23 protein-coding genes are annotated in these 19,837 nt (G+C 56.8%); all 23 read right to left on the bottom strand.

Features of this window, described 5'->3' with window-relative positions; genetic code table 11:
- Positions 1 to 7: 7 nt before the first annotated feature.
- The 23 genes from fliQ to QMN23_RS01870 all read right to left on the bottom strand — a co-directional run bounded on the left by fliQ (position 8) and on the right by QMN23_RS01870 (position 19,587).
- Positions 8 to 277 carry a flagellar biosynthesis protein FliQ gene (gene fliQ / locus QMN23_RS01980; RefSeq protein ID WP_282001450.1) on the bottom strand — a complete coding sequence of 90 codons (270 nt, stop codon included), beginning with the start codon at positions 275 to 277 and terminating at the stop codon, positions 8 to 10.
- Positions 278 to 356: 79 nt separating this feature from the next.
- A complete protein-coding gene (gene fliP / locus QMN23_RS01975; RefSeq protein ID WP_282001449.1) occupies positions 357 to 1,115 on the bottom strand; it encodes a flagellar type III secretion system pore protein FliP in 759 nt (252 codons plus the stop codon).
- 20 nt (positions 1,116 to 1,135) lie between these two features.
- A complete protein-coding gene (gene fliO, locus QMN23_RS01970; RefSeq protein ID WP_282001448.1) occupies positions 1,136 to 1,627 on the bottom strand; it encodes a flagellar biosynthetic protein FliO in 492 nt (163 codons plus the stop codon).
- Entirely contained in the window at positions 1,624 to 1,929 is a 306-nt protein-coding gene (gene fliN, locus QMN23_RS01965; RefSeq protein WP_282001447.1) for a flagellar motor switch protein FliN, read from the bottom strand. Before fliN ends, fliO begins: the two co-directional genes overlap by 4 nt.
- A complete protein-coding gene (fliM, locus tag QMN23_RS01960) occupies positions 1,926 to 2,909 on the bottom strand; it encodes a flagellar motor switch protein FliM (RefSeq protein ID WP_282001446.1) in 984 nt (327 codons plus the stop codon). Before fliM ends, fliN begins: the two co-directional genes overlap by 4 nt.
- Before the next feature lie 23 nt (positions 2,910 to 2,932).
- Positions 2,933 to 3,457: a flagellar basal body-associated FliL family protein gene (locus QMN23_RS01955; protein WP_282001445.1), complete on the bottom strand. Its 525-nt coding sequence runs from the start codon at positions 3,455 to 3,457 to the stop codon at positions 2,933 to 2,935.
- 452 nt (positions 3,458 to 3,909) lie between these two features.
- Entirely contained in the window at positions 3,910 to 5,148 is a 1,239-nt protein-coding gene (gene flgF, locus QMN23_RS01950) for a flagellar basal-body rod protein FlgF (protein ID WP_282001443.1), read from the bottom strand.
- A gap of 147 nt (positions 5,149 to 5,295) precedes the next feature.
- Positions 5,296 to 5,682 (bottom strand): TIGR02530 family flagellar biosynthesis protein, encoded by a 387-nt coding sequence (locus tag QMN23_RS01945; RefSeq protein ID WP_282001442.1) that lies wholly within the window; start codon positions 5,680 to 5,682, stop codon positions 5,296 to 5,298.
- 6 nt (positions 5,683 to 5,688) lie between these two features.
- On the bottom strand, positions 5,689 to 6,351 hold the full coding sequence (locus QMN23_RS01940; RefSeq protein WP_282001441.1) for a flagellar hook assembly protein FlgD: 663 nt from the start codon (positions 6,349 to 6,351) through the stop codon (positions 5,689 to 5,691).
- A gap of 17 nt (positions 6,352 to 6,368) precedes the next feature.
- A complete protein-coding gene (locus QMN23_RS01935) occupies positions 6,369 to 7,811 on the bottom strand; it encodes a flagellar hook-length control protein FliK (RefSeq protein ID WP_282001440.1) in 1,443 nt (480 codons plus the stop codon).
- A 127-nt stretch (positions 7,812 to 7,938) separates the two neighbouring features.
- A complete protein-coding gene (locus tag QMN23_RS01930; RefSeq protein WP_282001439.1) occupies positions 7,939 to 8,424 on the bottom strand; it encodes a MotE family protein in 486 nt (161 codons plus the stop codon).
- A gap of 32 nt (positions 8,425 to 8,456) precedes the next feature.
- Entirely contained in the window at positions 8,457 to 8,897 is a 441-nt protein-coding gene (gene fliJ / locus QMN23_RS01925; RefSeq protein ID WP_282001438.1) for a flagellar export protein FliJ, read from the bottom strand.
- Between the two features lie 73 nt (positions 8,898 to 8,970).
- Complete coding sequence (gene fliI, locus QMN23_RS01920) at positions 8,971 to 10,302, bottom strand: flagellar protein export ATPase FliI (protein WP_282001437.1); 1,332 nt, start codon at positions 10,300 to 10,302, stop codon at positions 8,971 to 8,973.
- Positions 10,289 to 11,098, bottom strand: a complete 810-nt coding sequence (locus QMN23_RS01915) for a FliH/SctL family protein (RefSeq protein ID WP_282001436.1) — start codon at positions 11,096 to 11,098, stop codon at positions 10,289 to 10,291. Before QMN23_RS01915 ends, fliI begins: the two co-directional genes overlap by 14 nt.
- The gene (gene fliG / locus QMN23_RS01910) at positions 11,085 to 12,077 is read right to left on the bottom strand and encodes a flagellar motor switch protein FliG (RefSeq protein WP_282001435.1); all 993 of its coding nucleotides are present in this window, start codon (positions 12,075 to 12,077) and stop codon (positions 11,085 to 11,087) included. Before fliG ends, QMN23_RS01915 begins: the two co-directional genes overlap by 14 nt.
- Positions 12,078 to 12,120: 43 nt before the next feature.
- On the bottom strand, positions 12,121 to 13,701 hold the full coding sequence (gene fliF / locus QMN23_RS01905; RefSeq protein WP_282001434.1) for a flagellar basal-body MS-ring/collar protein FliF: 1,581 nt from the start codon (positions 13,699 to 13,701) through the stop codon (positions 12,121 to 12,123).
- A gap of 63 nt (positions 13,702 to 13,764) precedes the next feature.
- Entirely contained in the window at positions 13,765 to 14,070 is a 306-nt protein-coding gene (gene fliE / locus QMN23_RS01900) for a flagellar hook-basal body complex protein FliE (RefSeq protein ID WP_282001432.1), read from the bottom strand.
- A 96-nt stretch (positions 14,071 to 14,166) separates the two neighbouring features.
- The gene (gene flgC / locus QMN23_RS01895; protein WP_282001431.1) at positions 14,167 to 14,610 is read right to left on the bottom strand and encodes a flagellar basal body rod protein FlgC; all 444 of its coding nucleotides are present in this window, start codon (positions 14,608 to 14,610) and stop codon (positions 14,167 to 14,169) included.
- Positions 14,610 to 15,032, bottom strand: coding sequence for a flagellar basal body rod protein FlgB (gene flgB, locus QMN23_RS01890; RefSeq protein ID WP_282001430.1), 423 nt, complete (start codon positions 15,030 to 15,032; stop codon positions 14,610 to 14,612). The genes flgC and flgB overlap by 1 nt, the downstream gene beginning before the upstream one ends.
- 213 nt (positions 15,033 to 15,245) lie before the next feature.
- Positions 15,246 to 17,147 (bottom strand): tetratricopeptide repeat protein, encoded by a 1,902-nt coding sequence (locus QMN23_RS01885; protein WP_282001429.1) that lies wholly within the window; start codon positions 17,145 to 17,147, stop codon positions 15,246 to 15,248.
- Between the two features lie 467 nt (positions 17,148 to 17,614).
- On the bottom strand, positions 17,615 to 18,703 hold the full coding sequence (locus QMN23_RS01880; RefSeq protein WP_282001428.1) for a response regulator: 1,089 nt from the start codon (positions 18,701 to 18,703) through the stop codon (positions 17,615 to 17,617).
- Positions 18,704 to 18,721: 18 nt separating this feature from the next.
- Positions 18,722 to 19,228: a chemotaxis protein CheX gene (locus QMN23_RS01875; protein WP_282001427.1), complete on the bottom strand. Its 507-nt coding sequence runs from the start codon at positions 19,226 to 19,228 to the stop codon at positions 18,722 to 18,724.
- Positions 19,225 to 19,587 (bottom strand): response regulator, encoded by a 363-nt coding sequence (locus tag QMN23_RS01870; RefSeq protein WP_282001426.1) that lies wholly within the window; start codon positions 19,585 to 19,587, stop codon positions 19,225 to 19,227. The genes QMN23_RS01875 and QMN23_RS01870 overlap by 4 nt, the downstream gene beginning before the upstream one ends.
- Positions 19,588 to 19,837: the final 250 nt, after the last annotated feature.

Here is a 19,837-nt window from a genome sequence, read left to right as displayed (position 1 = left end):
GCCGCGCTCAGTTACGCATCGTGGCGATCATCGTATAGACCTCACGGGTGAAATCGCCCATATAGCTCATCATCCAAGGGAAGAAGATTACCAGTGCCAGCATCACGGCAATAATCTTCGGCGCGAAGGCCAGGGTCGCTTCCTGGATTGAAGTCACTGCCTGAAAGATACTGATCAGCAGACCGATCACCAGACCGGCGATCAACAGCGGGGCCGACAACAGCAAAGTCACTTCAAAGCTGCGCCGGGCAAGCTGCACGACAAGTTCAGGAGTCATCTCCGGGTCTCCATGGGTGATACCAGGCCGGTTCACCCCTCTGGCAGCGGGCAATCGTCAGGACAGCCCCTGCCGGTTGCTAGCCGAAACTCTTGACCAGCGAGCCAATAACCAGCCCCCAGCCATCCACCAGGACAAAGAGCAGGATTTTGAACGGCAGCGAAATCATTACCGGCGGCAGCATCATCATCCCCATCGACATCAGGACCGACGCCACTACCATATCGATGACCAGAAAGGGAATATAGATCAAAAAGCCGATCTGGAAGGCAGTACGCAGCTCAGAGATCATGAATGCCGGAATCAGGGTCGTGGTCGGAATATCGTCGGCATTGCGGGGCCGCGGCATCTTCGAGAGATTAATGAAGAGTGCAAGGTCTTTCTCCCTGGTCTGAGAGAGCATGAACTTGCGCATCGGCACCACGCCCCGCTGAAGTGCCTCCTGCTGGGTAATCTGCTGAGCGCGGTACGGTTCGATCGCCTGGGTCTTGACCTGCTGCCAGACCGGCGTCATGACGAAGAATGTGAGAAACATCGCCAGGGCAATAATGATCTGGTTGGGCGGCGACTGCTGGGTTCCCATGGCATTGCGGAGAAACGAGAGGACGACGACGATTCTGGTAAAGGAGGTCGTCATCATCAGCAAACCCGGCGCCAGTGACAAAACCGTCATCAGGAAGAAAATCTGGATGACAGTGGAAAAATCCCCCGGCTTGGTTGCCTTTCCGACACCGATGCTGAGCGTCGGCAGTCCGACGGGCTCAGCCGCAGCGGCCAGCCCGGCAATGCCGAGCAGGATGAACACGATTATGAATAGCTGACGGAAACGTTTCGACATGGAGGACACCATCCCTGGTGCTATGAACGGCGAAGGTGGCGGGCGACAGTGTCGGCCCGGCCCTGCTTCATGGCGGTGATTTTTGCCGCGACGGCGTCAAACGTGCCCTGGAAGACGGTAGCGAACGGCGGACGTTTCGTTTCGTCCTCGACCACCTCGATCTCTTCCAGGATGTCGATTTGCTTGATGAAGTTCAGCCGATCACCGCTGGAACCGAGCAGCAGGTATTCGCCGGCAACCTCAACCAGCACCAGCGACTTCTTGGGCGCCAGATAACGGGTTTCGACGAGGCGGATGTGCCGCTCCCCCGTTTTGGCGACTGCCCCCAGCTTGAACCAGCGGTTGGTGACGTAGTAAAATAGAAAAAGGACCCCGAGAACCAGGGCCAGGGAAGCAAGCATTTGCAGGAAAACGGCCAGAAAGCTGAAACCACCCCCTCCCGGCTGCTGATCAGCAGCCAGGACAACGGCGGGGACGGCCAGCACCGCCACCACCGCAGCAAACCGTTTCATAGTACTTTCTCCACCCGTTCGTTCGGGCTGACGATATCGACCAGCCGGACGCCGAATTTCTCGTTGACCACCACCGCTTCCCCCCGGGCGACCAGTTTGGAGTTGACAAACACGTCCAGGGGCTCGCCCGCCAGTTTGGTCAGTTCCACCACCGCCCCTTGGTTAAGCTGTAACACATCCTTTACCAGGATTTTGGTCCGTCCCAGTTCCACCGTCAGCTGCAGAGGGATATCAAGAATGAACTCAAGGTTCTTCTTGTCCAGTTCGCCGTCTTTGCTCTCTTCTTTTTCGAGGTCGCTCACTGCTTCCCCCCTTTATCGATAATGTTGGTTATCTGCAGCGCCTTGTTGCCGTGCCGCAGTCCCGGAGCGCCCGTAAACTTCGGCACGCCGCTGACCTTGACGACCAAGTCGCTGTGACACGGCGTGCCCAGCATGATCGTGTCGCCGACCGTTAGGTTGAGCAGGTCATTCATGCTGATGACCGCACTGCCGACTTCCACCGCCAGATCGAGGGGCGCCTCCAGAAGTTCCGTCGACAGACGGTAGGACCACTGAGGATCGATGGCCATCAGGTCGAACTGGGTCCCGGACTTGAGCTTATCCCTGATCGGCTCGATGGTCATGTAGGGAACGGCGAAAATCATTCTGCCGACAATGTCGTCAATATGGATTTCCAGATCCATCGTCACGACTTGGTACTCCGGCGGGACGATATTAACCAGCCGAGGGTTCATCTCCATCCTGAGCAGGCTCATCTTCGCCGGGTAGAGGGGTGCCCAGGCTTTCTCAAGGTCAGCCAGGGCGTCTTTGACCACTTTCGACACCAGCGAAACCTCGATGGAGGTGAACATCCGGTTGGTGCTCGGCACTGCCGAGTTACCGGTACCCCCGAGGATACAGTCGACGATGGTGAAAACCAGCGGGCTGTCAATCGCTATCAGCGCCGCCCCCTTGAGAGGATCGGCCTTGTAGATGGCCATACAGACCGGCGACGGCAGCGTCTGAATAAAATCGTCGAACTTATATGATCCCGCGCCGACTTTCTTGATCTCGATGATTCGCCCGAGCCGGTTCGACAGAGTCCCCCGCTGATAGCGGATGAAGCTGTCGTAGATGATATCCAGATTCGGCACCAACCCCTTATGGGACTCGCTATTGAACAGATCGTAAGTATGCACTACGCCCTGTTCCTTGGCCAGTTCCTTGTCCGGCTCGATCCGGCCGTCGAAGACGGCGGCCAGCAGTGACTCGATCTCTTGCTTGGTGAGAATTCTCTCCATGGACAGTCCTCAGTGCTTCCGGATCACTGAACCACGAAATCGGTGAAATAGACTTTGTTGATGGTGCCGGGCGGCAGGATTTTATTGGCCGCGGTCATAATCTCGTCACGCAACTGGTTTTTGCCCTGCAGGTCCTGGATATCCTGGAGGGTCTTGGTGGTCAACAGGACCAGGATGGCATCGCGCAACGGAGCCTGGCGGGCTTCAATCTGAGGCTTGACGCCGGGGCCGGCCGTTTCGAACTCGACCTTAACCCGCAGATAGCGAAGCTCCTGACCATCGTAGATGTTGACGATGAACGGCTCCATGGGGAAAATATTGCTGGCCGCACCACCATTCGCGCCGTCCTTGCCCCCCTCGCCGCCTTCCGCTTTCTGCTCCACTTTAGCCTCGGCAGGGGCAGCAGCCTTATTATCCTTTTTGCCGCCGGAGAGAAAGACGAACGCAAGGGCAACGACAACCACTGCCGCGCCGATGATGATAAAAATCATTTTTTTGTTGTCTTTCGGAGCGCCTTCTGCCGGCGACTTTTCATCACTGGAAGCCATCTACTCCTCCTTCATCGTCTGTTGGGATCGGGGATTTGTACACCGATGCAAACACTGCAACCGAAATGCCAGAAACGGTCGACACCGGTCGGAGTTAGGGGATAATTGCCAGAACGGCAGAAATCAGGGGAAATCGGGGTTATTTACGGGCAGGGAAAGCATTTGGGGATAGAGCGATAGCGTCACCGCTGACGCCAGCAGGGAGGAGACAGTCAGAGTTTTGACAAGCGCGACCACAGCACGGTTCATCGCCCGGACCAGGCCGGTACAACACAACAAGAAACAACCGCCCCAGATGGCGGAGAAATAAAGGGATAGCCCGGCAACAGATCACCCGCCAGCGCAAAGGAATAAACGCTTGGCGGTTTGTCATTTTTCCGTCAACGGGATAGTACCGCGCCAGCGCACTGCTGTCTCCCCGGGGGGGGGAGCCCCCCCCGGGACAGCCTGGATCAGCGTTTGAGGTTGAGAACTTCCTGGAGCATCTCGTCGGCAGTGGTAATCGTCTTGGAGTTGGCCGAATAGCCCCGCTGGGTAGTGATCATCTTAACGAACTCCGACGCCATGTCGACATTCGACTGCTCGAGGGAGTTGGAGAGGATTTTGCCGACCCCCGGGGTGCTGGCCGAGGCGACGAGCGGCTGGCCGGAGTCGAGGGTCTCTTCGAAGAGAGTACCGCCGACCTTGGAAAGCCCGTCCGGTGAGGAGAAGCTAGCCAATGCCACCTGGTAAAGCTTCTGGAGTTGACCATTGGAGTAAACGCCGTTGACGAAGCCCTTATCGTCGATGGTCACTTTGGTCAGCGTCCCCTGGTAGTAGCCGTCCTGAGACTGTGAAGAGACGCTCGAAGCACTCGCGTACTGGGTCGAGCTGTTGACCCCCATATCAAACGTAATATTGCTGGCGGCGACCCCGCCGGGGAAAGTGATGGCCTGAGCGGCCGAGGAGGCCGGAGTCTGGCCCGTCAGAGCTCCGGTAGCATCGAAGGTCAAGGTGCCGTCGATGGGGCTGCCCGCGGTGGCATCGGGAATCAGCACATGCCAGTCCCACGCATTGGCGCCGGTTTTACGGTAATAGACGGTAGCGGTATGGGCATTCCCCTGGGAATCGTATACCGACATACTGCTGGAGAAGTTGGAGGTCGCCACTGGATTGGTCGGGTCCCAGGCAAGAGTCGGCGTGGTCTGGGTCGAATCAAGATTGACCACCATATTGACCGCCGTGGTCTGTTTCGGTGGCGTCGTGGCGAAGCTGGTCAGATCGATCGGTTGAAGGACACCGTCGGACTGGCCGGACGAGGGAACGATCCCGTAGCCGAGGACCTGATAGCCGTCGGGATTGACCAGAATATTGTCCTTGTCGAAGTTGAAGGCGCCGGCACGGGTGTAGTAGCGCCCGCTGTCGTTCTGCACCATGAAGAACGAGTTCCCCTGGATCGCCAGATCGGTGGAACTCTGGGTGCTCTCGAAAGAACCCTGGCTGAAGTTGTTCTGCACCGCCTGAATCTGGACGCCGCGGCCGATCTGGGAGCCGCCACTGATGGTGCTGGAAAGGACATCGGAGAAGAGCATCCGGCCCGACTTGAAGCCGGTGGTGTTGATGTTGGAAATGTTGTTACCGATGACGGACATTGCCTCACCATTGGCGGAAAGGCCGCTGATACCGGTATACATTGCGGAAGTGATACTCATTTACGCCTCCATACAGACGAACGCCTATGGCGTTCGCCAGGGTTAGGTGGGACACCTCGGTCGGTCGGTGTCCCCGGGCCCCCTCAGAAGGTCCGGCCCGTTGGTCTGTTCATGTCAGCCCGGTAGAGTCGCTACCGAGCCACGCGCTCAAAAAACCACAGCTGAATCGATATTAGTGAACACATTCCCTTGCATGCTCGCCCGGTCCATGGCGGTAATGACGGTCTTGTTTTTGACGCTTACCACGAGCGCCGCATCGCCCAGCATGATCAGCGATTCGCGCCCCCCCTTCTGGGCGACACTCTCTACCGCACCGGCCAGCCTCTGCATATCGGCATCGCTAAGAGTAATCCCCCGCGCCCGGAGTCGTTCCTGGGCATGTTGGGAGAACTTGACTCCCGACGCCGGGAGCTTGCCGTCGAGAATCCTGGAAAAATCGGACGTGCTGGCGCCGGTCTTGGTCGATTGCGGCGTTGCCGGTTTTTGCGCCGGGCTAATGGGAAGCGGTTCGGGAAAATAGATCGGATCGATCACCCTCAATCACCCCTTTACTGAAAGTAGATTGGACAACGAAACGTCGATGCCGCCAATGGTCAGCACCGGCTCCTGGCCCTCCAGATTGACCTTGCTGACCGTCCCCGTCAGCAGTGCCGTACCGCTGAATTCCTCGTTGTTGCTATTGATGCCGGCCACCGAGTAGGTGTAGGTGCCGGAGGGAAGCTGGTTGCCAGCAGCGTCCTTACCGTCCCAAATGACTGTCCCGTCGCCGGTAGCAGTTTGTCCCAGCGTCAGCGTTCTCACTGTATTGCCTGCGCTGTCCTTGATGTCGATCAGCACCTTGGCGGCATCTGCCGGAAGCCGGTAGCCGAGCGAAGCAGCGGTCCCCGAGGTCAAGCCGACCTCATCGCTTTGCACCGTCGCTTGTTTACCGATGAACGAAACCGCCGAAAGGCTGTTGGAGCCGTTCAGGGCCGTCTGCAGATTCTGCAGGTTGGTATTGGTGTTGTACGACTGTTCTACCTGGGTAAGCTGCGCCAGTTGGGTGATGAATTGGGAGCTGTCCTGAGGATTGAGTGGATCCTGGTTTTGCAGCTGAGTGATGAACAGTTGCAGAAAGTCGTTCGAATTCAGGCCGGTTGATTGCTTCATCGCGTCGGCGGCTGAAGTTGTGGTGGTCGTAGTGTTTGTTATCCCAGTTATCATCTTATAAACCTCCTTTCTTAGAATCGTACATCAACGAGTGAATTATCCCGTCGGTCAGTGTAATAATCGGTCGTATTGACCGCTACCGGCAACTCTTCCGCCGCACTCTGGCCTAGTGAATAATTTGCCATCCCCTGGCTGTTCCCCCACGCATCGCGGAAAAACTGTCCTGACCCCTGGCCACCACCGGTCGAAACATTGAAGCCGGACATGGTCAGATTCTGCCGCGCGAAGCTCTCCTTCAGGGAGTCGAGGTTGTTGAGGAGGACGTCCCGCACTTGGCTGTTGGCTGCCAGCACTTCTACTTTGACGTGCTGATCGACGACATGGACGTTGATTCTGAGCTCTCCCAGCTCCGCCGGATTGAGCTTGATCGCGATCTGGCCGTTACCGGCCGACTGTCGCGCTGCCAGAGCATCCTTCACCTGAGACATGACACTGTCGCGGAGAGCATGCTGCGTTTCCCCGCTCGACTGCGAACGGTTGTCCGGAACGGTTGGCGTTGCCTTGCTTCCATCGCTGGCAACATGCTGCGGCATCCCCTGGTCCTTTCCGGTGTCGCCTTCTTTCCTGTCGCCTGCCAGCTCGCGATGATCTGCGAACTGTTGCTCGCCAAGCTCCTTTCGCACAACAACTTCCACTTTAGGAGCTTGGGACTCTCCTGACGAGGGTTCCGTTCCCTTGGTTTCGGGCGCTGCCGCTTCGATCTGGCGACCATCCTGCCCGCCACTTCTTGCCGGAACCACCAGCCGTCCGGCGGGAGCTGTCGTCAGGGCTGCAGTGCGAACTTCCGACTTGTCGCCAACAGGCTGCTGGCTGGTTGTCGATTCGTCCGGCAAAGGAACTTCCGGCAATTTACCTCCAGCGGCTAATTTACCACCGACTGCCGGTTGGCAGCCCGAATCGGCAACCGTTACCTGCAGGACCTCCACGGCTTCACCGGGAGGAACGGCAAACACCTTGTTCCCTGACGGCATAGCCGTGCTGGTTGTCGACGCCACCAACGACTCCTGCTTCGGGGATTGCTTACTCCCCGTGTCGTCTCCATTCTGCTTGGCTACCGGCAAGGCGCCGGTCGGATCTGCCGAAGGATGGGTTGGCTGTGCTGTTACCGGAGTTGCGCCCCCCTTACCCGCAGTCGCCGTTGTGGCTGTCGGATCGGTCAGAGGAATAGCAGTCGACGTGGAAACCAACGCAACCGGAGCCAGAGCCACTACCGGCGCTTGGACGGAAGCGGTCTCATCAGTCTTGGCGGATTGCTCCTTGGTTGAAGCCGCCGTTTTTGCCGTACCGGCAAGGAGTTGCGCGCCGGCAGGCATTTCGACGGGTTTGCCTAACAGCCCGGCGAAAAGTGCGGCAAACAGCCCGGCTTCTCCGGAGGAGGTTCCAGCAGCTTCAGATGCGGTACCGGATGTCTGGGCAGCTGGCGGCACGATCTGGAGCATCTGTGCAATTTGCATCGTTTTCACCTCCTTTCACTATGGAGCAGCTTCGGCCAAAGTCTTCTCGACTCCTGCCGAAGCCTTTATATTCACTTGTCAAAGAACTAAATACGTTATCTTCCCAGTCGGAAATACCGGCTTGGAGTTATTTGTCTGCCAGATTCTGCCGGGTCCACTTCAATGCCCGTTCGGGCTTGATCAGCGGCAGGAGCTTCGTGAGGTGACGTTGATCCATCTGGTTGAGAATCTCCATCTCCTGCCCCTCGGATAACTTATCCAACAGCCCCGCAGCCTCGGCCGGGCGGAGTGCATTGTAAACCTTGAGCATTTTCTGGAACTCCGCCTGCTGAACACTCTTCCGCGCTTCCAGCGATTGGTCGAGGGCCGCCTTGGCGGCATCGAGTTCCTTGACCCGGGCATCAAGCGTCGCCGCCAGATTTTTCAGTTCCTGCTCCTTGATAGCAACGGCTGCCTCCCGCGCGGCAAGCTGCTGACGCTTCAGCTCCAGTGCCGCCGCTTCGTCGGCGCCACTCCGGGAGCTGGCATATCGGGAGCCCGCATCGGTCGCCGCATGGGCTTCGTCGCTCCGCGGTGAGGAAGAGGAAATAGCCAGCAAAAGTAATCCAGCCACAGCCACGATCCCAAGGGGAATAGACACTCGCATCAGCGAACCGCCCGCTGAACGGACAACTCGTCGAGGAAATTCCGTTCCTTTTCAGCAAGCTCCCGCCGCAAAGCCATCAGCTGTTTCTCTTTCAACAGTTCCAGAGATTTCTTTTCCTTGGCGGCATCCAGCAACACTTCCCGCTTTTCGGTCAGTTCTTGGCCCAGGCTGCTCACCTGGCAACGCTGCTGCTGGATATCGCAGGTTTTCTTGCTGAAAAAATTGGAATACATCTGCAACTCATTCACCGAAATTCCCGTCGCCTGCCGGTTGTTAAATTCAACCCTGGCACGATCGGCTTCGGCCTCGTGCCGCTGCAGAAGTTCGCTAGCATTTTCGAACTCCCTCTTGGCCGTGACGAACTCCAGTTTCCGAGCTTTCTCCACCTCTTTGCGGTAATTGAGAACCTGTTGCAGCTGAAATCCTTGTTTGTGCATCATGACCCTGTCTCCGGACGAAGCGTGTTACAAACTGTTACCGCGGGGCAATTCCCCACACAGGCTATCAGTGCAATCAGAGTGCCATCCCCTCGTCGAAGAGATCTCCCAAGGCCTGAACGGATTGGTCAAGAGTTACCCCATCATGAATCCCCTGCTTGAGATAGGCCAGCATCCCGTCCATCTTCGCCAGCGCATAATCAATCGTACTATTGCTTCCCGGTTTGTAGGCACCGATATTAATCAGATCCTCGGCCTGCCGGTAGGCAGCCAGCAGTTCCTTGAACCGGCTGGCAAACCGTTGCTGCTGCGCTTCTGTGACATCCATCATTACCCGGCTGGCACTCCCCAAAACATCGATGGGAGGATAGATGGCCCGCGCGGCCAGTTCCCGGTTAAGGATAACGTGCCCGTCAAGAATGCTTCGCATGGCGTCGGAAATCGGCTCATTGAAGTCATCACCTTCGACCAGTACCGTATAGAGGCCGGTGATACTTCCGTCGAGAAAATTGCCGGTCCGCTCCAACAGTTTCGGCAGGGCGGCGAACACCGACGGAGTATACCCCTTCGTAGTCGGCGGCTCGCCGATCGCCAGTCCCACCTCGCGCATCGCCATGGCAAATCGGGTGGCCGAATCCATCATCAGGAGGACCTTCTTCCCCTGCGCCTGGAAATACTCGGCAATGGTGGTGGCAATATAGGCGCCCCGCATCCGGACCAGCGGCGGCTGGTCCGAAGTGGCAACGACTACCACCGATTTTTTCAGTCCCTCTTCCTGGAGGTCCTTTTCGATAAACTCCCGCAGCTCACGACCCCGTTCGCCAATCAGGGCAATCACGTTCACATCGGCTTCGGTATAGCGGGCTATCATGCCGAGCAGTGTCGACTTTCCGACACCAGAGCCCGCCATGATTCCGACACGTTGCCCCTCACCGCAGGTCAATAGACCATTAATAGCCCTGATCCCGAGATCGAGCGGCTTGCGAATCGGTCGCCGTTTCATCGGATTGACCGGATTGGCATAGATGGGATATTCCTCGCGGGTAACAAGCCCCCCCTTGTCGTCGATCGGTTCGCCAAGGCCATCAATGACCCGGCCAAGCAATCCCGGGCCGACACCGAGCGACGCCTTCTTCCGCTTGACGGAAATCAGGCAACCGAGGCCGATCCCCCGCAATTCGCCAAGTGGCATCAGCAGAGTTTTGCTGTCACGAAAACCGACCACTTCCGCTGGAATCGGTTCCCCGTCATGGGGATGGACATGACACAGGGTGCCAACCGCCGCATCGGGGCAATATCCCTCGATCACCAGCCCGACAACCTGGGTCACCTTGCCATGGAACCGGATCGGTTTGACGTTTTCAACCGCGGGGAAATAACGGGCGAGATCGATCCTACGCCTCGGCATAGAGATTCTCCCCTATGGCAGGCAAAACGACATCTACCGGCGTACTCCGCTCTTCAAGGAGTGCACGGTACAACTCATCCAGCTGGGCCTCGATCCGGGCATCGACAGTACCGGTGGCGGTTTCCACCAGGCACCCCCCGGGACCGATCGCGTCGTCGGAAATGAGCGATATCTGGCCTTCTTCGCCGAGGGCGCCGAGGAATACCTGGCGGTCAGCGGCAACTACCGCATAGTCGTTCGGATTAAGATGGATCGCCACCCGGTCACGCTCGGAACATTCGCTGACCGCGGCAGCGACAATTCGGGACAATACCCGGGGACTCTGGGTGATTTCCTGCTGGATGACCTTGCGAGCGATCATTACAGCCAGCTTAAGCAAATCCTCCTCGCTCTCCTTGACGACCCTGCTGCGTAATTCGTTAAGTGCGGCGACTCCATCACGCAGCGACTTGAATACATTGGCCAGGCCGCGCTCCGCCTGTCGGCGTCCCTCTTCGAGGCCGTTCTGGAAGACCTCGTTAACCCTAGATTGAAGTTCCTCCTCACTGAGCACCACCATCCCCGGCAGGTCAGGGGGAGAAGCCACTGTTTCTTCAACGGGGGGGGGCACAGGATCGGGAGCAACCCGCGGCGACGGGCCGCCAAGGAAGAGCGGGACAAAACCTGTAGATTCCGGAAGGTCCTCCCGGGGCGACTGTTCGTCGAAGACGATGTCGAAATCGTAGGAAGTGATCGACAGGGGATGGGAATCGGCTGCTCCCACCTTGATGATTCTAGACAGCTTAGACGAGGACATCGTCTCCTCCGCGGCCGGCAAGCACCACCTTGCCTTCCTCCTCCATCCGGCGGACAATCTTGATGATTTCTGACTGGGCCTTTTCCACATCCGAGAGGCGAACCGGCCCCATTACTTCCAGGTCTTCCTTGATCATCTCGGCTGCACGGCTGGAAATATTGCGGAAAATCTTCTCCTTGATCTCGTCGGCGGAACTCTTCATCGCCAAAGTCAGGGCATCGTTGGACACTTCGCGCATGATCGCCTGGATGGAGCGATCGTCCAGCTTGAAGATGTCTTCGAACGTGAAGAGATGCTTGCGGATGATTTCCGCCAGAGGCGGGTTGAGAACATCGAGTTTTTCGAGAATCTGTTTTTCCTTGCTCCGATCCAGATGGTTGAACATGTCGACAACCTTTTCGACCCCGCCGACCTTGTACCGCTGGATGCCACCCATTGAGGTCAACTCACGCTTGATCACTTCGTCGATGTCCGCCAGGATCTCCGGCGACACCTGATCGACGTCGGCAATCCGCAACACCACTTCTGCCTGGAGTTCCTGCGGGAGCATGGAAATGATTTCGCTCGTCTGCTTGGCCCGCAGCTTGGCAAGGATCACCGCAATGGTCTGCGGATGTTCTTGGGAAAGGAAGTTGGCAATGGTCTTGCCGTCCATGTTGGCCAGAATGTCGACCATATCGCCGAAGCTGGCCGATTGGAGCTCTTTGAGCAACATTTCCGCTTTCTGAGGCCCGAGTGTCTGCTCCAGAATCTTCCGCACGAACTCTTCTCCCTGGGAGAAAATGCCGGTTTCTGGATTGGTCATCTCGTTGAACTCGTCGATAACCTGCTGGATGACATTGCGGGGAACATGGCCCAGCTTACTCATGCTCTTGGAGATCTTCTTTATTTCGTCGTCGGCCAAGTGCTCAAAGACCTTCGCAGTCGCTTCCGGACCGAGAAAGAGGAGCAAAATCGCCGCCTTGTCAGTACCATCCATGTAACAGCCTCGAAACTTGAATTTGCTCTGCCGCTATACCGTGTTACTTTTCCTGTGGCTGTTCGCGCAGCCAGTTTTGGATGATCTGCGCCGCCTGATACGGCTCCTCTTTCACCTTGTTGATCAGTTCCATCTGGCTGACCGTCTGGTTACCGATCTGCAGCCGATGGGCTTCGGCGATCTGGTTGATGGTTTCCTCAGTGGTCGGCAGCGGCTCGAAAGAGGTTTTCTTCTCAGGCCGGAGCATCTTCATCAGCGGCCGCACCACGAAGAAGAGTAGCGCCAGGAAACCGAAGCCGATCAGGCCGTTCTTCAGCAGTGCCAGGAAGACCGGTGCATTCCACCATTTCCCCGCCTCATCGACACCCGTATCGCCCGTATCCTGGAAGGGGACGTTGACCACCGTAACCTGGTCGCCACGCTGGGCGTTATAGCCGACGGAACTCTTGACCAGGGCGTCGATTTTCTGCAATTCGTCGGCGGAAAGCGGGGTATATTTCGGTTTACCCGGCTTGCCATCCTTGCCAACCGGCGCATCGTATTTGCCATCGACCATGATCGCCACGGAAACCTTGGCCAAGGTACCGACCGGCTCAATCGTCCGGGAGGTGGAGCGACTCACCTCGTAATTGAGGGTTTCGTCGCTTTTGCTGCCACCGCCGTTGGTCCCGGCGCCGGCCGGAGCTTTACCGAGATTCGTCTGTACGCCCGGGACCCCCCCCACGGCGTTGGCCGAACCGAGTTTCTCCTCGCTGCGCTGTTCGCTCCTGACGACGGTTTCCGGATCATACTTCTCCTCGAACTTCTCAACCTGCCGGAAGTCGAAAACCGCCGAGACCCGAGCAACCGATTTACCGCTTCCGACGGCCCGGTCCAGTAGCGACTGCAGACGCTCTTCGGTACTCCGCTCATAGTTCCGCTCGACTTCCTGCATCGCAGCGGTCATCTTGCTCGTCGCATCGCCGGGATTATTGCGGGACAAGAGCCGTCCCCGATTGTCGAGAACAGTAACATGATCGGTATCCAGTCCCTCTATCGCCGACGCCACCAGATGGATGATTCCCTGGACTTCGCTGTCGCGCAGAACCCGATCGCCCTTCACTTTCAAAACGACCGAAGCAGTGGGCGGCTTTTCACTATCCTTGAAAAGCGATTTTTCCGGGATAACCAGATGTACCCGGGCTTGCTCGACGCCGGCAATCTGACTGATGGTCCGTGATAGTTCACCCTGGAGTGCCCGCTGATAGTTCAGCTTCTGGACAAATTCGGTCATACCGAAGTTCTTGCGATCAAAAATCTCGAAACCGACACCGCCACCCTGGGGTAGGCCATCGGAAGCCAGTGACAGCCGCAGATCGTAAACCTTCTCGGCAGGGACGAGAATCGCCTTGCCATCGGCAGCGATCCGGTACGGGACTTTTTGTTCTTTCAGCTTGGTGACGATTTCACCGGCGTCCTCGGTGGTCAGATTGGTAAAGAGCGGCCGGTAATCGGTCCGATTAGCAATCATGATCAACAGAGAGAAGGCGATCACCGACACCCCCACAACCCCGCCAACCACCCAACGCTTGGCGGGGGGGAGGGCCATGAACGGCTGCAGCAGCTTTTTCAGACCTTCAGGCATTTATAAACTCCAGCAAGTAACAGAAACCGTTTATTGAAAGGTCACATCGGTAAGGCGCGCCCATTATACCTGCATCCGCATTACTTCTTGATACGCCTCAACCGCCTTATTCCGCACCTGGGTGAGAAACTGAAAGGAGATCGTTGACTCCTCCATGGCGATCATTACTTCATGGAGTCCCTGCGATTGGCCGGTAGACAACTCTTGAACGGCAGTATTGGCTTTAAGCTGCATGTCGTTGACCTTGCCGACAAGTTCATTAAAAAACTTTCCGGCATCGTCTGCCAGGGTCGTCGTTTTCGCATCGCTCCCGCCGGCAGTTGGAAACGCCTGAGTAATGCCAATTCCGCTCTCGATACCGTTCACCACATCATCCTCCTGGATCGGCTAAAGTTTCTTTGTTGATGGTCGATAAACATCTATAAGCGGGTTCATGCCGCTTTCGCACCTTCAGCGCAAAAAATATTACCTCGAACCTATCTCCAAAGTTTTCAGAGCCATGCTCTTCGCTGCCTGTACCGCCGTCACATTCGCCTCATAGGCCCGGGTAGCCGCGATCATGTCGGCCATTTCCTCCACCACATTAACATTGGGCAGCGCCACATATCCCTGGGCATTCGCATCGGGATTGGATGGATCGTACTGAAGGCGGGGAGGGTTCTGGTCCTCGATAATCTGGGAAACCTGCACCCCCATCGGACTCCCTTCCTGCCGCAGCCGGTCAAAGGTACTGTTGAATGTCTCTCCCACCTGGGTGGCGGCAAACACCGCGTCCTTCCGCTTGTACGGGCCTCCGGCAGCAGTGCGGGTCGAATTGGCGTTCGCCAGGTTGCTGGAAATGAGATTCATCCGCGTTCTTTCTGCGGAAAGCGCGGAGGAGCTGATGTGCATTGCACTAAAGAAATCCATTATTTACTCCCCGTTATCGCATATTTTAAATCCGTGAATTTATTCTCCAGCATCTGGACCGAGGCATTATACATGATCTGGTTTTCCGCCAGCTGCGTCATCTCCGTCTCTAGTACAACCCCATTGTTATCCTTGCCGGTATCGGACGAAGCGATATTCACTACTTCCCCCTGGACACTTTGGATGCTGGAAGAATTTCCCTTCAGCGGGATATGCCGGGGATTCGTCAGAGCCGGCGTCCCCCCATGCTTTCCTTTCAAAGCGCTCTTCAGTTCATCTTCAAACGAAAGGACCGAGGGCGTATAATTGGGCGTCTCAGCATTAGCCAAATTTGCGGACAACATGGTGTGGTTCTTGGCGCGCATGTCGATGCTTTTCGCCAGCACCTGAATCGTAGTATTGAACAGACCATCAATCGGCATTGCTTCTCTCCTTTCCCCCGACCTACCCTGTCAGCAAAAGCCGTACCAGCACCACACACATTCCTGATACGCCTGACATTCAACCAAGTTACACCACGGATCCCTGTCAACACTTGACACAATAGCGGCAAGAGGCGCCTGGGCTACCGCAACCGGCGCCACTGCAGCCCAACTACAGAGCGTGACCAAGCGGGTTTATCTCCAAAATAGTCATCATTTTGACACGGGAAGTTTTTGGGCTAACTGACGGCTCAGTTCCATGTCGGCCAAGGCCTGGCTGGCCATTTTTTTCCATTCCGGATCTTTTCCTTCCCGGACAACGGTCTGAAAGTAGCGGACCGCATCGGCGTACCGTTTCTCGTTTCGGGCAAGCTCTCCCAGCTTGTAGACAAACGGATCCCGGGCGCCAGCAGGCGCAACCTCACTACCAGCCTGGAACAGCGCTACGGCATCTATCCGGTCATTCCGGCTCAGACAGGCGGTGGCTGCTACATAGTAGGCATCGGGGACCAGCGTGGTACCGCCGCTATGTTGGCGGTTTTCTGTCAGGAAGCGAAGCATGGCACGTTCGGCGCCGCGATGGTTGCCAAGGCGATCCATGGCTTTGCCGAGATAGTACAAGCTTTCTATCGCCTCGGGATGCCGTTTTTCTTGCAGAAGGTCCGACAGTCGCATCACCACTTGCGACATGTCGCCCCGGTTAAACGCCAAGACAGCCAGGCGCTCACGGTATCCCTGCGCCGAGGGATGATCGGGAAAATCCCGGACAAAGTCGCCGGCCGCCCTTTCCAGCAAGGGCAGGTCGCCCAGGACTTCCGCATCGTCAATCAGCGCTTGGTAAAGCAGCGGATTCCGGCCCCACTCCTTGCCGATCAGGAACGAATACAGTTTAACCTCATCCGGGCGCCGATTTCCCGTGGCAAATGCCGCCGAAAGTTTGGCAATAAAATCCGGCTCGGTAAGACACTTGGCAAGAAACTCCCTGTTGTCGAGCGCCAGTTTAACCAGCCCGTCACGATCATCGGCGGCAACCAACTGCCGAGAGATCGGCACGAGTAGCTCTTCGCGAACCCCACGGGCGATGGTAACGTACACACCATGGGAAAATTTCCGCTCATATTCACTCATCAAGGTATATGCCTGCGCAGCATCACCATAGAGGGCAACAAGGAGCGCCGCTTTAAAGAGCCCTTCCTCACGCAGGGCAAAATCGCCCCCCTGCTGATAGATGTCCAGGTAATTCTGCGCCAGGCCTTCAAAAACGGCCGGCTCCAGCGAGACGAGCTGCCGGTCGGCAAGCTTCATCCGCGCCTGGTATCGTGCCTTGTTGTTGGGGAACCCGTCGGCCACGGTGCGATAGATTGCAACCGCTTCGATATCCTTACCCTGTCGGCTCAGGATATCGGCCAGCCTGACCAGCAGGATCGGCGCGTAACTTTTGTCTGCCAACCGGGCGATCAGCTGGTCGAGAAGTCTTCTCCCCCGTTCGAGATCACCCTTGCGGACGATACTGTCGGCATAAGAGAACGTCGTCGCAGGAGAGGCAACGAGAAACTCCGGCCACAATTTTTCACCGCCCTGGAATGCCGCCAGCGCCTCACCATACTTTTGCAGCATGTACTTCGCCTCGCCGAGCCGATAAAGTGCCAGGGCCTGGGCCGGGCCTCTCCGGATCGCCAGTGGTGCAAAAATCGTTTCAGCTTCGCCGCCATTCCCATGGTAAAGTGCCGCCTCTCCGGCAAAGACCTGGGAGATCTCCTCGGGCGGGAGTTTTTTTTCCAACACGCGTCGATCTGAGGGGAGGAACGGAATTTCCGACTTGAGCGGCGGATCGAAACTGGTAACCAGTTGTGCCACTCCGACCTTGATCCCTTCACGTCCCTGTGACAATGGCGAACGACGAGGAGGGGTCAATTCCGACCCGACATCGAGGGCAAGCGTCGCTGTCCCGGCGATAGAAATGGCCCGAACGCCATGGGGATCGCCCTTAACCGCCACCGTCACCAACAAGTCGCCCCCCCGGCGGGTTATCCGGCACCCCTTAACGTGTCCGTCGGCATAGCTGCGCAACCGCTTCCAGCGGCTGCCGTCGGTGTCGTGAAGTTCAAGCCGCACCCGATTACCGCTGAGAAATGACAGGGAATAACGGGGATCCTGTTCAAGCTTCAGGGCTAGCCTGGTAAAGCCGGCATGCGGGCGGACCGAAACGGCAAACAGACGATTTGATTCGCCTGCCCAGGCTCTGTTCCCGCCAAGACAGATCAGGCTGAAAACCGCGATGCCCCAACAGCATCGAGCAAAACGGACCAACACTGGATTCCAGATTTCAGTCGCACAATTTCTCACATAACACCTGTAGCCACCGGCTTGCCGGCAGGATTGGTCGACCGCAACCAGCCGAAGATAAAATCTCTCCGTAGCTTACGGCAAAAGACGTGCCGTGATTGTAAAAGGAAAATAACCTGTGAATGGGTGGTTATCGGCGGGAATAGACGGTTGGGGAGCAGTTATGTCAAAGAGGTTTTGACAAAAAGTCACATTTTTGACTATTGACTGCCAAGGACGGCTGGCTCGGGAACACGCTAGGCAGCGCGAAGAAACTTTTCAACTTTGGCAGCAACATCCTCGGGCTGATATGGCTTGACGATGATATCCCGGGCACCGTATTTCACCGCTTTCAGCACTGCCGAGCGGGTCCATTCGCGGGCACACATGATGATCGGCAGCGCCTCCTCCTGGGTAAGCGACTTGATCTTGATACAGACTGCCATGTCTCGATCATCGCCATTATGAATTCCGAGGACGACCAACCTGACCCCACCGGTAGCAAGGATTTCCCGAATATCGGCATCGAGCCCCGCTTCGATCGGTTCATAGCCGCGGCTGGCCAAAAATTCCCGCAGCAGCTGCCGGTCCCCGTCGTCGTCTTCCAGAATCAGCACCTTACGCGACGAAGCGGCCTGAGAAACTGTGACAGCCGCCTCTTCACCGGCCGTGACATCCGATTCGTCGGCTCCGTCGTCAGCCCCCGGTGCCGCTTCAGACTCCGCATCGCTTTCAACCGCAACAGCCGCGGGTTCTTCCTCAACCACCTCCGGCGGGTCGAACAATTCGGCCAGTGGAGCAGGAATCAGCAGATCGAGGTAGCCCATCTCCTGTCCCGCCATCTCCATCCGGCCGCGGAAAAGCAGGTATTCACTGTCAGGAACCGGCTCAGTCTCGGTGATCTCGGTCGTCTCGGGGATGAACTTTTGCGGCGGGGCAACCTTCAGGTGGACTTTATTGGTGAAGGCGGGCTGAAAAATTGAATTGAACGAACCAACCACCTGGTTGACAATCTCGGAGAACGCATCGACATCGTCATCCTCCATAATGGCCAGCCGGCGTTTTTCATTAATACGAGCCGGCGGAATCCCGAGCAAATAGCCGCTCATACAGATGGCATCCCGCAAACCGATTACCGTATAGAACTTACCGGCAAATTCGCCACTGGAAGTGATTTCCGCAACAAAGCAGAGATCATCCATATCGCAGAAGTACGTCTGGCGGTTGGTCGCGATCCGATCGGCCTCACCGATGGTAAGTTCCTGCCCAAGGAGCATGCCGCTGTCTTCTGCGGCTTGTTTGAAGGCATTATCAACTACGGAAGTGAGGGTAGCAAAACCTTCCATGATTCAAAAGCGCTCCTGCTAGGATTCTTTCTGCAGCTTCAGCCCAACCAGAAACCGTTCTCCGTCATTGACGAAGGGGATGATGACGCAATCGGTATCGGCCATGGCATTCAAAGTGTATTCTTCGCCGGAGATGACGGTCGGGACCGATAGATGGAGATCAAGCCCGCCCTTGGAAAGCACCATTTTGACATAGCCGCCGAGCATATTGGCAATCTCGCCGAGCGCATCGTTCACATCTTCACCGACCTCTTCCACCTCCATGCCGAGCATGGACGAGGTGATCCGCAAAGCGAACTCCTGTGGGCAATGGATGGAAAGGATGCCGGTATAGGTACCGGCCAGGCCGACCATCCCGGTAACGCTGCAATGGAATTTGGTGACCGGCTCCTGAAGCGGATACTGGTCCTCAAGTTCCATCATCACCATAGTGCCAAAGACTTCCTTGGTGGCGCCGATGATGTAGCCGGCGACATCCTCTTCGCTCAGCTTGGCTGATTCAGCCACATCATTATTCAGGCTCATAGCAGCCCTCCGAGTTTCTCATGCAACTGGTCCGGGGTAAATGGCTTTTTGATGCTGTCGCTGGCGCCGTTATTCATTGCCTCCTTGAGGATATCTTCCCCCCCCTCGGTGGTAATCATCACGATCGGGGCCTTGTGGCCGTTGGCCCGCGCCTGCTTGATAAACTCCAGGCCGTCCATGTTCGGCATATTGATATCCGAGAGGATCAGGTCAACCCCTTTGCCGGAAAGGACATTCAATCCTTCAATACCATCGCCGGCTTCGAAGATTTCGTCAATGGGAAGTCCCGCTTGGCGGAGCGACCGCGAAATGATCTTCCGCATGGTCGAAGAATCGTCTACGATCAGTACATTGGCCATAATTTGTCTCCTTCTCTGCACATTGCTGTAATTACAGTATTGATTTACTCTCTGCGGTCAACCATGATCGAGGGCACCGGCCAGGAAATTTATTGACGCCCCCAACAAACAGCGGAGCGTCAATAATTTGATCCGGCTACCAGGCAACCTTCAGAACAAAAAACCTTCCGGCACAGTTCCACCGAATGCTCGCAAGCCTGCAAATCGGAGCATCACGCCATCCTCATCACCCATGCATGGTTCGTTCCAT

Source organism: Geotalea uraniireducens, assembly GCF_027943965.1.
Taxonomy (GTDB): Bacteria; Desulfobacterota; Desulfuromonadia; order Geobacterales; family Geobacteraceae; genus Geobacter; species Geobacter uraniireducens.
Note: the sequence above shows the minus strand (reverse complement) of the source record. Positions and strands in the feature narration are given on the sequence as shown.